The sequence below is a fragment of the Hymenobacter sp. GOD-10R genome (assembly GCF_035609205.1).
In the GTDB taxonomy this organism is placed as follows: domain Bacteria; phylum Bacteroidota; class Bacteroidia; order Cytophagales; family Hymenobacteraceae; genus Hymenobacter.
Map to the genome: position 1 here is coordinate 2493819 of NZ_CP141184.1, position 12113 is coordinate 2505931.

The 12113-nt window shown below is 54.3% G+C and carries 11 protein-coding genes; 6 read left to right on the forward strand and 5 right to left on the reverse strand.

Annotated elements, in window-relative coordinates:
• Window positions 1–344 precede the first annotated feature (344 nt).
• Window positions 345–2096: a family 43 glycosylhydrolase gene (locus SD425_RS10035; protein WP_324678042.1), complete on the forward strand. Its 1752-nt coding sequence runs from the start codon at window positions 345–347 to the stop codon at window positions 2094–2096.
• 90 nt (window positions 2097–2186) lie between these two features.
• Here the strand turns inward: SD425_RS10035 and SD425_RS10040 are convergent, their stop codons facing one another.
• Entirely contained in the window at window positions 2187–3170 is a 984-nt protein-coding gene (locus SD425_RS10040) for an arabinan endo-1,5-alpha-L-arabinosidase (protein WP_324678044.1), read from the reverse strand.
• Window positions 3171–3583: 413 nt separating this feature from the next.
• Here SD425_RS10040 and SD425_RS10045 point away from each other — a divergent pair, with 413 nt between their 5' ends.
• A complete protein-coding gene (locus SD425_RS10045; RefSeq protein WP_324678046.1) occupies window positions 3584–4687 on the forward strand; it encodes a LacI family DNA-binding transcriptional regulator in 1104 nt (367 codons plus the stop codon).
• Window positions 4688–4811: 124 nt separating this feature from the next.
• Here SD425_RS10045 and SD425_RS10050 read toward each other — a convergent pair whose 3' ends face one another.
• Window positions 4812–5906 (reverse strand): glycoside hydrolase family 43 protein, encoded by a 1095-nt coding sequence (locus SD425_RS10050; protein ID WP_324678048.1) that lies wholly within the window; start codon window positions 5904–5906, stop codon window positions 4812–4814.
• Between the two features lie 170 nt (window positions 5907–6076).
• Between SD425_RS10050 and SD425_RS10055 the strand changes: the two genes are divergently transcribed.
• Window positions 6077–6367, forward strand: coding sequence for a YciI family protein (locus tag SD425_RS10055; protein WP_324678050.1), 291 nt, complete (start codon window positions 6077–6079; stop codon window positions 6365–6367).
• 176 nt (window positions 6368–6543) lie between these two features.
• On the opposite strand, the gene SD425_RS10060 is transcribed toward SD425_RS10055, so the two are convergent.
• The gene (locus SD425_RS10060; protein WP_324678052.1) at window positions 6544–6945 is read right to left on the reverse strand and encodes an STAS/SEC14 domain-containing protein; all 402 of its coding nucleotides are present in this window, start codon (window positions 6943–6945) and stop codon (window positions 6544–6546) included.
• Between the two features lie 268 nt (window positions 6946–7213).
• Between SD425_RS10060 and SD425_RS10065 the strand changes: the two genes are divergently transcribed.
• The 3 genes from SD425_RS10065 to SD425_RS10075 all read left to right on the forward strand — a co-directional run bounded on the left by SD425_RS10065 (window position 7214) and on the right by SD425_RS10075 (window position 8849).
• On the forward strand, window positions 7214–7564 hold the full coding sequence (locus tag SD425_RS10065; protein WP_324678054.1) for a metalloregulator ArsR/SmtB family transcription factor: 351 nt from the start codon (window positions 7214–7216) through the stop codon (window positions 7562–7564).
• A 30-nt stretch (window positions 7565–7594) separates the two neighbouring features.
• Entirely contained in the window at window positions 7595–8155 is a 561-nt protein-coding gene (locus SD425_RS10070; RefSeq protein ID WP_324678056.1) for an ArsI/CadI family heavy metal resistance metalloenzyme, read from the forward strand.
• A gap of 196 nt (window positions 8156–8351) precedes the next feature.
• Window positions 8352–8849, forward strand: a complete 498-nt coding sequence (locus SD425_RS10075) for a GNAT family N-acetyltransferase (protein WP_324678058.1) — start codon at window positions 8352–8354, stop codon at window positions 8847–8849.
• Window positions 8850–9012: 163 nt separating this feature from the next.
• Here SD425_RS10075 and SD425_RS10080 read toward each other — a convergent pair whose 3' ends face one another.
• The gene (locus tag SD425_RS10080) at window positions 9013–11430 is read right to left on the reverse strand and encodes an endonuclease MutS2 (protein WP_416381029.1); all 2418 of its coding nucleotides are present in this window, start codon (window positions 11428–11430) and stop codon (window positions 9013–9015) included.
• A gap of 258 nt (window positions 11431–11688) precedes the next feature.
• Window positions 11689–11940, reverse strand: coding sequence for a hypothetical protein (locus SD425_RS10085; protein WP_324678062.1), 252 nt, complete (start codon window positions 11938–11940; stop codon window positions 11689–11691).
• Between the last annotated feature and the right edge of the window lie 173 nt (window positions 11941–12113).

Consider the following 12113-nt stretch of genomic DNA (forward strand, 5'->3'; position numbering starts at 1 on the left):
AAAGAGAGTTGTATTCTTTTTCCAGCCCTTTTCTTATGCTTCAACTTTCCGCTCAAAGCACCCCAACAAGTCGTCCGCCGGTCCGACGCCCTAGGCGTCCGACCGGTCGTCGTTGAACGAGCTTCGTGCACCTATTACAACCCTGACAGGAAATGCAAGTCCTGTCAGGGGTTTGGAACCAGAGGCATCTAGCGCAGATAACTGACCACAGTCGACAACCAGTCGGATGACTAGGGCGTCGGACCGGCAGACGACACTCGTTCGAGCATTCCCTTCTCCAATACACACCTCTTTGCTACTACGCAGTTCTATGTTCCCTTTCTCACCACCAAATCCCATCTTTTATGAACAACAGTACTCATTACACCAGGCTTCACCACCTAGGTGATGCTAGCAAAGCAACTCTATTTCTGCAAGTTGAGTGGTTACGCTCCGCTTGGCGCCGAATTGGATTAGTCTTCTTTCTCACCAGCTACCTAGCTATTCAGCACGTTTACGCATTACAAGGCGCCAATGGAGCGCACGACCCGAGCACCATTGTTAAGAGTGGCAATGTCTACTGGATCTTCACGACCGGGGATGGTATCTACGGCATGTACTCGACCGATCTAGTCAGCTGGACGCCAGGGCCCAAGCCTGTTTTTGCAATTGGCACCTGGCCTAGTTGGATCAACGCGAAAGTGCCCGGCTTCGCTGGTAACTTCTGGGCGCCAGAGTGTAAGTTCATGAACGGGAAGTACTACTTGTATTATTCCTGCTCTACGTTTGGCTCCAGAGTATCGGCCATTGGCTTGGCTACTAACGTTACTCTGGACCCAGCTAGCCCCAACTACAAGTGGGAAGACCAAGGCGAAGTGGTGTCGACCAACGCCAGTAGCACCGTTAACGCCATCGACCCGGCACTTTTTGAAGATGCCGATGGAAAGCTATGGCTCACGTACGGCTCCTTTTTTGGCGGTATTCGGGCTACGCAACTGGATAAGCTAACGGGTAAGCCACTGGATCTGGCTACGCAATATGCCCTTGCAAATGGTGGGGTGGAGGCCTCGTACATAATTCGCAACGGCAGCTATTACTACTTGTTTATCAACAGGGGGGCGTGCTGCCAAGGCGTTAACAGCACGTACAATGTGCAGGTAGGACGCTCTGCTAGTCCTACGGGGCCTTACCTGGATAAGAATGGCGTTAGCCTGAACAGCGGCGGTGGCACGAGCGTGTTGGCTACTTCGGGGCACTACATTGGGCCGGGCCAAGTTGGTTTTTACCAAGAGAATGGCGTGACCTACGTGAGCCATCATTACTACGAAGGCTTCGAGAACGGTGCGCCTAAGTTGAGCCTAGCTAATCTGCAATGGGATGCGGCGCAGTGGCCCGTGCTCACCCGCGACTGGGTAGGAGCCGGTCGCTACGAAATTACCAGCCGCAACAGCGGAAAGGTGTGGGATGCTTGGGGGTGCACTGGCGTGGCTGGGCAGGCTATTGCCCAAGGCAACAAAGCTAGCCTCACTTGCCAGCAGTGGGATTTTACCTCCGTAGGCAATGGCGAGTACAAAATCACAAATGCTCTGGGTGGCTTAGCGGCGGAAGTGGCAAGCTGCTCACCCTACCTAGCTGCCAAGTTGCAGCTCAATGCTTACAGCGGTCTGCTCTGCCAGCAGTTCAAGATTGAGCGCGCCAACGATGGTTCGTACGTGTTTGCCTCTATAAATGGTAATCGGGTGGTGGAAGTGCCTGGGGCTTCTCAAACGGCGGGTGTGCAGCTAGGTTTGTGGGACTACAACGGCTGCACCTGCCAACGCTGGACGCTAGGCAGCGCCATCGTGACGGCGAACACCGCGCAAAAATTGCCGGAGCTAGCTATTTACCCCAGCCCCGTGACGCAGGGTAAGTTCACGGTAGACCTAGGTAACTTGACGCTGACCGGCCAAGTGCGCGTAGAAGTGCTCAACGGGCAAGGGCAACTCGTTTATCAGCAGCAGTTCAACCCAAAGCCGCAGGTAGAAGTGACTGTTGATAAGCCACTAGCAGCCGGTATGTACTTGGTGCACCTGAGCAGCAATAGTGGCTTGCTGACGAAGAAAATTGTTGTTCAGTAATAAGAATAAGAAGCTAGGGGCTAAAACGAGAACGAAGCTCCCCTCCTTTTTTAAGGAGGGGAGCTTCGTTCTCGTTTTAGCCCCTAGCTTTTATAGCTGTACCTGCGGCCAACCCTGCGCATCCCACCCTAGCTTCTCCATTCGCAGCTTCGGGCGACCTTGGTCGCTGGCATCGTAGGCGTGGAAGACAAGGTAATCGGCGTTGTCGAAAGTGTACACGGAGTTGTGACCTAGGCCATACCACTTGTCGTCACCGGCTAGTACTTGTGTACCGCCGCCTTGCTCCAGCGACTTGCCTTCGCGGTCAACGTAGGGACCAGTCACGTTCTTGGAGCGGCCCACCATGATTTTGTAGGTGCTCTTGGGTCCACGGCAGCAATAGTCGAACGATACGAAAAGGTAGTAATAGCCTTCCTTACGGAAGATAAAGGGCCCCTCGATGGCCCCGTCGCCGGGCAAAGAGTCGGTGAGCTTTGGGTCGCGGGGGCGGCTAGCGATGGTGCGCCAGTGCTGGGGCTCGGCGGGAGCCGTGAGGTCGGGGCGGAGCTGTACCAGCTTGATGCCATCCCAGAAGGAGCCGAACGTCATCCAGGGCGTGCCTGCCTGGTCGCGGACAAGGTTGGGGTCAATGGCGTTCCACATATCCCGGCCCGGTACCGACTGCACCACTTTGCCGTGGTCGACCCACTTGAAATCGGGCGAGCTAGGGTCGAGGGTTTTGTTCGTAGCTAGGCCAATGCAGGACGTGTTCTTACCGAAAGCCGACACCGAATAAAACAGCGAGTAGACACCATTGTGCAGGGAAATATCGGGCGCCCAGATGTGGTTGCCCCGGAAACCCGGCACTGCTTGTACGGCCCAGCCCGGTGCCGTGGCAAACACCGGTTTCTCTGCCTTCCAGTTCTTTTTGTCTTGCGACGACCAAACGGCAATGCCCCGCCCGGTGCAGAACATGTAATACGTGCCGTTCTGCCGAATCATGACCGGATCGTGGGCCGAGATAAGGGGCGGCGTATTCTGAGCCTGCGCATGTAAGCCAAGCAGCAGCAACACGAAAAAGAACAATTTCTGCATTGGTATAGAAAGTTACATAAACGATTGTGTAAGCTGCCACGAAGTAAGCTTTCTTTTGGTGATTTCCATGCTACTCAGATAAATCAACGTTTTCATTTAACCTCAACTGGCGTTTATAATTTCAATTTATTAAGTTAACTCGCTTTCGATTGAGAATAGTCGCTGAATGTGGTGTCAGACTAGGACGAGCTTAAGATAATCGTTTGCGTAGCAACCGCTAAGCTTATGGATTCATTTTGCGCAGCTGAATAAGCATAGGTGCTATTTGCCGCGTAACTCGTGACAAAACGGTCGGTGAGTAGTGACTTGCTTCTTTCTGGTCAGTACCTAGCACATACATTAAATAAGCGCTAATCGATATCGGCATAATACTGTTAGCGGACCACGCTAACGGCTTACGAGTAGTATACCCCATGGCTTCACGTACGAAGAAAGACAAGGAAGTAGTAAGTAGCCCCGTTTCCATGGCCGATTTGGCTAGGGAGCTAGGGGTGTCCATGACTACCATTTCCCGCGCCCTGAGTGACCACCACAGCATTGGCCCCGCCACGAAGCTGAAGGTGCAGAAATTGGCCAAAAAGCTTAACTATCAGCCTAATCACCTAGCCGCAGCGTTGCGCAAAGGCAAGAGCAAGCTGCTCGGCGTGATCGTACCTTATATTGAAGGCCGGTTCTTTCCTTCTGTGGTCCATGGCATCGAAACGGTGGCCCGCAAAGCCGGCTATAGCGTTGTGATGTGTCAGTCGAACGAAGATGCGGCGCAAGAACGCCACAACATTGATACGCTGCTAAGTGCCCAGGTGGCCGGAGTTCTGGTTTCGCTGGCCCGCACAACAAACGACTTCCGCCACTTCGATAAAGTACGTCGGCGCGGGATTCCGCTGGTGTTCTTCGACCGGGTTATGATCGGAGACGAGGTAAATGCCGTTGTGCTCAATGACCGGACGGGCGCTTACCAGTCGACGCGGCATTTGCTGGAGCAAGGCTGCCGGCGCATTGCCCATTTTGCCGGCCCGCAACACCTGAACATTTACCAAGCACGCCGCCAAGGCTACCTCGATGCCCTTCAGAGTTACAACATCACGCCGGATGAAGAGCTGATTGCTTACTTCGATATGTCGCAGGAACAAGGTGCCGAGGAAATGGCCCGCCTGCTGGCCCTACCTAGCCCCCCCGATGCGGTTTTTGCCGCCGGCGACTCTTCTGTTCTTGGCGCCCTACAATACCTCAAGAGTCAAGGGCTGCGCGTACCCGAGGACGTGGCGCTGGCAGGCTTCAGCAACGAGGCCTTTACGTCCATTACCGAGCCCATGCTGACCTCCGTTGACCAGCGGTGTGAGGAGATGGGGCAAGCTGCCGTGCGGCTGTTTTTGGAGCTTGTCGAGTCAAAAGGAACGCCGTTTTCGCAGCGGCAGGTGGTGTTGCAGCCAGAGCTGTTCGTCCGAGGATCTTCCTTGCACGCGGCTTCTGCAAGCGCTGGTTCGAAGAAAAAAGACACCGTCGAGCAACGTAGCTAGGTTAACGCCTATCAGGCCGCCTTCCTGCCAAAAGCTAGGTCGGGCGTTACATACCTCCCCCTTAAACACCGAGGCCTACTGCAACTGCAGTAGGCCTCGGTGTTTGCGACAAGCTAGGTTTAGCTTAGTTTCCGCTGGAAGTGGCTTTTGCTTTTGGTGCCGCGGCTGGTGCCACCTGTTTAGCTGGCTTCACGCCTTCCGACGTCATGACCACCCGTTTTAGCGTGCCGTCTTTGTTGTAGTAGAGATAATCGATGCACACGGAGCGGCGGTAGCTGCTGCCCGCCGTCGGAATAGAACCGTTGTGGTAGATGATGTACGACTGGCCCTTGAAGTCGATGATAGCCTGGTGATTGGTGTTGGAGTTGCCCGCTATTTCGTTCAGAATGCCTTTGTATTCCCAAGGGCCTTCCAAGGTGCGGCTCATGGCGTAAGCCATTTTCTCTGGAAACTGGTAGGCGTACGACAGGTAGTACCAGTTGTCATGCTTATGAATCCAAGGGGCCTCGGTGAAGTTCTTTAGACCTTCTACTTTCTTAATCGGGCCGTCTAGCTCCGTCATGTTGGGCTTGAGCTTGGCATAGTAGCAGATGCTGTTGCCCCAGAACAGATACGCCTGGTTGTTGCCGTCGATGTAAACCGTTGGGTCGATATCGTCCCAGCTGATCTTCGCCTCGGTGGTCATGTCGTTGGTAATCAGTGCAGAGCCACGAGCGTCCTTGAAGGGCCCAGTAGGGCTATCGGACACCGCTACGCCAATGGATTTGCCTTTAATGGTGCCATGCTCCACCGCCGCGTACCAGTAATACTTGCCATTGCGCTCAATTACCTGCGAGGCCCAAGCGTCGTCTTTGGCCCAGGCAAAAGCCTTCACATTCAGGGGCGAAGGGTGCTCCGTCCAATGCACCATGTCTTGAGAAGAAAAGCACAGCCACTCGTGCATCACGTAGCGTTCCTGCGGGGCCGGAGCTTCATCGTGACCCGCGTAAATGTAGACCGTTCCGTCCTTCACCAATGCGGAAGGATCAGCGGTGTATTTGTGCGTGATAATGGGATTGCCACCGCTGACGGGCAGTGCTACGGGCTTTTGGTCCGTAGCGGCTGGTGTAGCAGCTTGTTGAGCTAGGGCAGTAGGGGCAGTCAGTGCAGTGGTCAGCAGGGTTGCTACCAGGCCGATGGGTGCGGCAAAAATCTTCGTTCGACTAATGGTGATTTTCATGGGCAGCAATTAACACAATCGTTTGTGAAAATCCTGTACGGCTTCCAAGTATTTTCCGCCCATTACCCAAAAAAGGCCGTTAGAAGCTATACTAGCCGACTAATTACCAGTCAACGCCAATCTAAACATCAACACCAGGTACGTGCGCCAGCCGACCTAGCTTTTTCTGTATGAACCAATACCTAATTACCGCCTACGACTACACCGATGCTGACGCCCTAGAGCGCCGCTTGGCCGCGCGCCCCGCGCACCTCGAAGGTGCTCACCAACTCCGCCAAACCGGCAACTTGCTATTCGGTGGTGCTATTCTCAACGACGAAGGCCAGATGATCGGCTCGATGATGGTGGTGCAGTTTGAAAGCCTCAAAACCCTGAACGCCTGGAAAGAGCAAGATCCGTACGTCACGGGCAGTGTGTGGGAGAAAGTCGAGATAAAGCCTTTCCGGCAGGCTGCAGTGTAGCACCGTTTTGTGCTGTGAGCAACAAAAAAAGCTAGGTTCTGGCACACAGCCAGAACCTAGCTTTTTTTGTTGGAGAATTAAGACCGACCTAAATAAGACGTGACAAAAACAGGACGTCATTTCGCCCAGCAGGAGAAACGACGGCTTGGAATAGCATCTAGGCAGTGGTAGCTAGCTTAGGAAGCATAAATCTGTTTGGCCTGCGCGGAGCCTAGTTCCTCGCCGAGCGCCCACTGAACGGCTTCCTCTTTCTGCGCTAGCGGAAAATGCCGAACCTGAATTGGAGCTAGTAGATTGCTCGCGGCGGCTAGGCCTTTGATCAAGGTGTTATCGTCGCTGGCGACGGCCACACGGTTGAAATCATTATAGTGTTTCACATCCTGTTTGATGTCTTGCCACAAAGCGGGCAGGGTGATCATATCGAGGCTGCGTACTTCCAGATACACGTTGATTTTGCCGTAACGTGCTACTTTTTGTTCGAGGGTTGGCACAACGCCGTCGTAGTCAGCTTTGGTCAGCGTGCCGGCGATGGTGAGCGTTAGGAGGTTTTGGTCAGGATAATCAGAGGCTTGAAACATGGGAGGGGAAGGATTAAGAGTTGATGGGAGCGACAACGCAAAAGCTGCGCGCTATCAGCACAAACGGGTGACTGTTTATGGAGGTTATTGTAGCGTTACAACCAAGATGCTTATCAAAATGAAGATAAGATTCTCATAAATAAACTATTATGCTTTGTGTTAAATAGCCATTAGCAACAGGGAAAAGGATAAAGAATAATTATAACGTATGACGTAAACATACGTCATACCTAGTCGTATATTTACGCCATAGGAGCAACATTGACCAATGACCTACGCCAAAACGATTGCCTTTACTGAAGAGCAGCAGCAACTTGCCCGCGTGGCTAAAGCTTTTGCTCACCCGGCACGTATTGCTATTATTCAGTTGCTAGCGAGCAAAACCACCTGCATCTCCGGCGACATTGCCGCTGAGCTTCCTTTGGCGCGCACTACCGTAACGCAGCACTTACAAGAGCTAAAAGCTCTTGACTTAATTCGGGGTGAAATTGATGGGCTCACTGTCTGTTACTGCCTGAATACGGAGCTGTTACGCCAGGTGCAGCAGCAGTTTGCCGGCTTTTTCGCGGAAGCCACCGTCGGGCCAGTGTGTGGTCCCGATGATGCTTGCGCTTGCTAATGTTCCTTCCACGTTTGTTCTGAGTACACTATGGAAACCACTGTTTTTCCCCGGATGCACGTCTCCTTATACGTCTCCGACCTAGCCGCGACGGTTAACTTCTACACGGCTTTCTTTGGGCAGCCGGCTGCTAAGATCCGGCGCGGCTATGCCAAGTACGTGCTGGATCAGCCTGCGCTGATTATTTCCTTCGTTGAAAACCCAGCGCGAGTGGCCAGCAACTTTGGTCACCTAGGTTTTCAGGTAGAAACGGTGGAGCAGCTAACCCAGCGTTTGGAAGTGGCACGCAAAGCAGGCTTGGTGCAGCGTGAAGAGATGGGAACGGCGTGCTGCTACGCCAAACAGGACAAGTTTTGGGTGAATGACCCTGATGGTGTGGAGTGGGAGGTGTACTACTTCCACGAAGATGCCGAATTCAACGATCCGCGCTACGAAGCTGAATACCAGCAAGCGAGCAGCCAGTGCTGCATTGCGACCGCCGCTCAGGCAACCACCACGGAAGTGCTGACTACCGCACCCATGGCCTTTACGCTCGTGGATACGAGTGCAGAGTGTAGCCCCAGTTGCAGCCCCGGCGGCGCATGTTGCTAGAAGCTAGGTTTTAATGATTGCCGCCGCCCAATGAATAAGCTAACATGCTCCACTAAGCTGAGCAAACTGGAGCTAGGGTTTGTTTGGCAGCAGAGGTGCTTGGCTTGCGTCTTCCTGCGGTTCGGCAAGCGCAGCAGGATAGCCAATTACTGTAGGTAGCCCTAGCCTTTGGTCTCAACTTTAGCTTGATCGTTAAATGCTAACTATTCAACCTTTTGCCGCAGTACATTGGCCGGCAGCCAAAGCCATTTACGAAGCTGGTTTAGCTACTGGCAACGCGACTTTCCAAACAGAAGCCCCAACCTGGGAGGCCTGGGACCAAGGCCACTTGGTGCATAGTCGCCTCGTTGCGACCGACGATACGGGTCGGGTGCTTGGTTGGGCAGCATTGTCGCCGGTATCGGGGCGGTGCGTGTACGGCGGGGTGGGAGAGGTGAGCGTGTACGTAGCCGCTGAGGCGCGGGGCCAAGGGGTAGGTCGCCAGCTGCTGGCCACGCTGATAGCCGAAGCAGAGGCACAAGGCATGTGGACGCTGCAGGCCGGCATCTTCCCCGAGAACATACCTAGCCTCAAGTTGCATGAAGCGCTCGGCTTCCGCACGGTTGGCTATCGGGAACGAATAGGCAAGCTGCACGGCGTTTGGCGCAATACAGTGTTGCTAGAGCGTCGAAGCACCGTAGTAGGCGTCTCGTAAGTCGCATTTCTCCGAAAGAGTATGTCTCACTGGGCTTCTTCGGATAAGGTACCTAGGAGCTAGCTTCACCACCAGCAGATAACCCCTGAATGAGGGGGCAGAAAAAAGGCTCCTTGCTGATGAAGCAAGGAGCCTTTTTTGAGCTGTTTTTGATGCAGCAGTTTTACTTCAGTACAGCTAGGGTCACACCATCGCCGCCCCGGTCGGCGTGTTCGTCGCCGACGCTGGCAATGCCGCGCACCGAGCGCAGGTAGTCGCGTGCCACTTGGCGTAGTACGCCATTGCCGCGGCCGTGCAGGATCTTGAGTTCGGGCAAGCCAAACATGATAGCATCATCCACGAACGCCATGAGCTTTTGGAGCGCATCTTCGGCCCGTTCGCCACGTAGGTCGAGGGTGGGGCTGAAGTCGGCCATGCGGCCCGTCAGGTCCAGGCCGGAGCCGGTAGTGGCGTACGCAGATTTCTCCGCTTTCTTCTCCCGTTCCTTCACCTCCGCACGGCTGAGTTTTTCGAGCTGCGCGACCTTCACCAGTGTCTTCATGCCGCCAAACATGACCTCGGCGGTTTTGCCTTTCACACTCGCGATTTCGCCGTGGCCATCCTGACCTAGCAACGCTACTTTGTCGCCGGGCTTGAGCGTGGATGCATCGGCTGCTTCGCGGGTCGGCCGTGGCTTCGGTGGCTCGATTTGCAGCTTTTCGCGCACGAAGGTGTCGAGCTGCTCACGCGCCTGTTTGGTTTGTTCCTTGTCGGCCTGGTTCCGGCGGATTTCGGCAATCGTTGCCTCAATCTGCTGGTTCGTGTCTTTCAGTAGCGTTTTCGCCTTTTGCTTGGCTTCGCGCAGCACTTCTAGCTGCGTATCTTCCAAGTGGCGCTTCAGGTCTTGATAGTCCTGAGCCGCTTTCTTCAAACGACGCTCCTGTTTGACTGCTTCGGCGGTGCGCTGTTCTAGGTCAGTCTTTTCCTTTTCCAGACCTTCTAACAGCTGGTCGTAACGAATTTTATCCTTACCGACCAAGCGCGTAGCCTGCTCCACAATCTGTTTGGGCAAACCGATTTTGCGGGCAATTTCGATGGCAAACGACGAACCCGGCTTACCGATTTCCAAGCGGTAAAGCGGCTGCAACTGCTCAGGGTCGTAGCGCATGGCCCCGTTCACGATGCCTTGCGTGCGCTCGGCAAAGTTCTTCAGGTTGGTGTAGTGCGTGGTAATGACGCCGAAGCTGCGGGCCTGGTTGAACTGATGTAGCACCGCTTCCGCAATGGCACCGCCTAGCACCGGCTCGGTGCCGGTACCAAATTCGTCGATAAGGACAAGGCTGCGCTTCCCAGCAAACAGCAGGAATTGCTTCATGCTCAGCAAGTGCGAGGAGTACGTGCTCAGATCGTTTTCCAGGCTCTGCTCGTCGCCGATATCAAGGAAGATGTCTTCGAACATGCCCGCCTCGGAGCCATCGCCGGCCGGAATGAGCAGACCGCACTGCAGCATGTACTGCACCAAGCCCACCGTCTTCATGGCCACCGACTTACCACCGGCGTTCGGACCCGAAATCAGCAGAATACGTTGGTCAGGGTTGAGCTCCATATCCAGCGGCACTACGTCGCGCGGGTTGTCTTTCTGCTCCTTGAACGTGAGGTAGAGCAGCGGGTGACGCACCTGCTTCCACTGCACCAATGGGCGCGCGTGCAGCACGGGCATCGTAGCTTCTAGGCGCTGAGCCAGTAACGCCTTGGCGCGGATGAAGTCCAGCAGACCTAGGTATTGGTAGGCCTTGCGCAAATCCGGAATGTGCGGCCGCAACTGGTCGGTCAGGACTGTTAAGATGCGGATCAGCTCGCGCTGGTAAGCATTCTCAAGGTCCTTGATGTCGTTGTTGAGCTCAAAAACGGCTTCCGGCTCGATGAACACCGTCTGGCCTGATGCCGATTCGTCGTGAATCAGACCGCGCACCCGGCGCTTGTGCTCGGCCACCACCGGCAGCACCAAGCGGCCACCCCGAATAGTTGGTTCGGCGCCTTCCGGTACCCAGCCTTGCTCACGAGCGTGGCGCAATACGCCCGCAATTTGCTTACGTAGTTGGCCTTGGCGAGTGATGAGCTCCTGGCGCAAGTGCGACAAGAAAGGCGACGCGTTTTCGCGCACCTGTCCTTCGTCGTCGACTACTTTGTCGAGCGCCGTCAGCAAGTTGCGGTCGACCTGCACCCCAATACCTAGCAAGCGCAGGGTAGGGTAGAGGCTTTCCTCCGCTTGGGTGAAGAACGTCAGGGCCTGCCGGATAGTCCGCAACGACATCTTCACGGCAAAGAACGCGGGCACATCGAGGAAGGCACCAGGTAAGTTGGCGCGTACCAGGTGCGGGTGAACGTCGTGGTAGTGCTGGCTTGGGAAATCGGCGCCGGAGTTAAGCAGTACGCGGAATTCGTCGGTTTGCTGGAGCAGTTTCTGAAGCTGATCGTGCTTGGTCAAGAACTGCATCTTGCTCACGAACTGACGACCTAGGGCACTCAGGCACAGCGAATCAAGCATTTCTCGCAGTTGCGAGAAACCTATTTTATGTTCAAAATTCTGAGGTAGAATCAAGATTGATATTCAGGGTTGGTATTACAAAAGCCTTGTAAAAGTAAACATCTGGAAGCGGCAGAAGATTCGCTCGTACTACTATATTACTATTAAGTGGCTGTTTCTTGCGCAGTAATGCAGAAAGCTAGGCCGAATTGCTGTTCACGAAAAGGCGGTGTCAGGCTGAGTTTGTGGAAGATAGACTTTGTGCGCTTCCCAATGAGAACAGCAAAAAAGCTTGGGTGGTGCCTAGGCTTATTGGTTAAAAAATGCTTGTCGTTACAAGCAGTAGCTGCGGTGCGCGCACTGTATAAACTCTTTCGTCACCACATCGACTACTTCGGTTTTAGCTTTCGCTCGGGCATCCTCCTCTCCTAGGCTGGCGGCGCAGCCTTGCCACGCCATCCCGCTTTTCTTCCCATCGACGAACTGCACGTTATTTGGCTCAGAGTTTTCGCGAATCTTGGTGAGCTGCTCAAATACACGGAAGTTGACCAACAAGTCGAAAGAACGATGCGCTAGGGTAGCCACGAGAAACCATTAGCAACTCTAGTGCTCTCCTCTGTCTTGCACTGAGAAAAGCAATGATAATCAGCAGGATGGAAGCTATCCTAAGATTGAAGGCAAAAGAGCCTTGCGCAACTTGTTTGCCGGTATTAGTTCGCCTATTTGGCCTAGGCACTAAGCGTATAAGCAGAGCCGTA

Bases quoted from the DNA above. Each gene is read 5' to 3' on its own strand.
- SD425_RS10035 (WP_324678042.1), top strand. From the start codon at position 345: ATGAACAACAGTACTCATTACACCAGGCTTCACCACCTAGGTGATGCT.
- SD425_RS10040 (WP_324678044.1), bottom strand. From the start codon at position 3,170: ATGCAGAAATTGTTCTTTTTCGTGTTGCTGCTGCTTGGCTTACATGCG.
- SD425_RS10045 (WP_324678046.1), top strand. From the start codon at position 3,584: ATGGCTTCACGTACGAAGAAAGACAAGGAAGTAGTAAGTAGCCCCGTT.
- SD425_RS10050 (WP_324678048.1), bottom strand. From the start codon at position 5,906: ATGAAAATCACCATTAGTCGAACGAAGATTTTTGCCGCACCCATCGGC.
- SD425_RS10055 (WP_324678050.1), top strand. From the start codon at position 6,077: ATGAACCAATACCTAATTACCGCCTACGACTACACCGATGCTGACGCC.
- SD425_RS10060 (WP_324678052.1), bottom strand. From the start codon at position 6,945: ATGTTTCAAGCCTCTGATTATCCTGACCAAAACCTCCTAACGCTCACC.
- SD425_RS10065 (WP_324678054.1), top strand. From the start codon at position 7,214: ATGACCTACGCCAAAACGATTGCCTTTACTGAAGAGCAGCAGCAACTT.
- SD425_RS10070 (WP_324678056.1), top strand. From the start codon at position 7,595: ATGGAAACCACTGTTTTTCCCCGGATGCACGTCTCCTTATACGTCTCC.
- SD425_RS10075 (WP_324678058.1), top strand. From the start codon at position 8,352: ATGCTAACTATTCAACCTTTTGCCGCAGTACATTGGCCGGCAGCCAAA.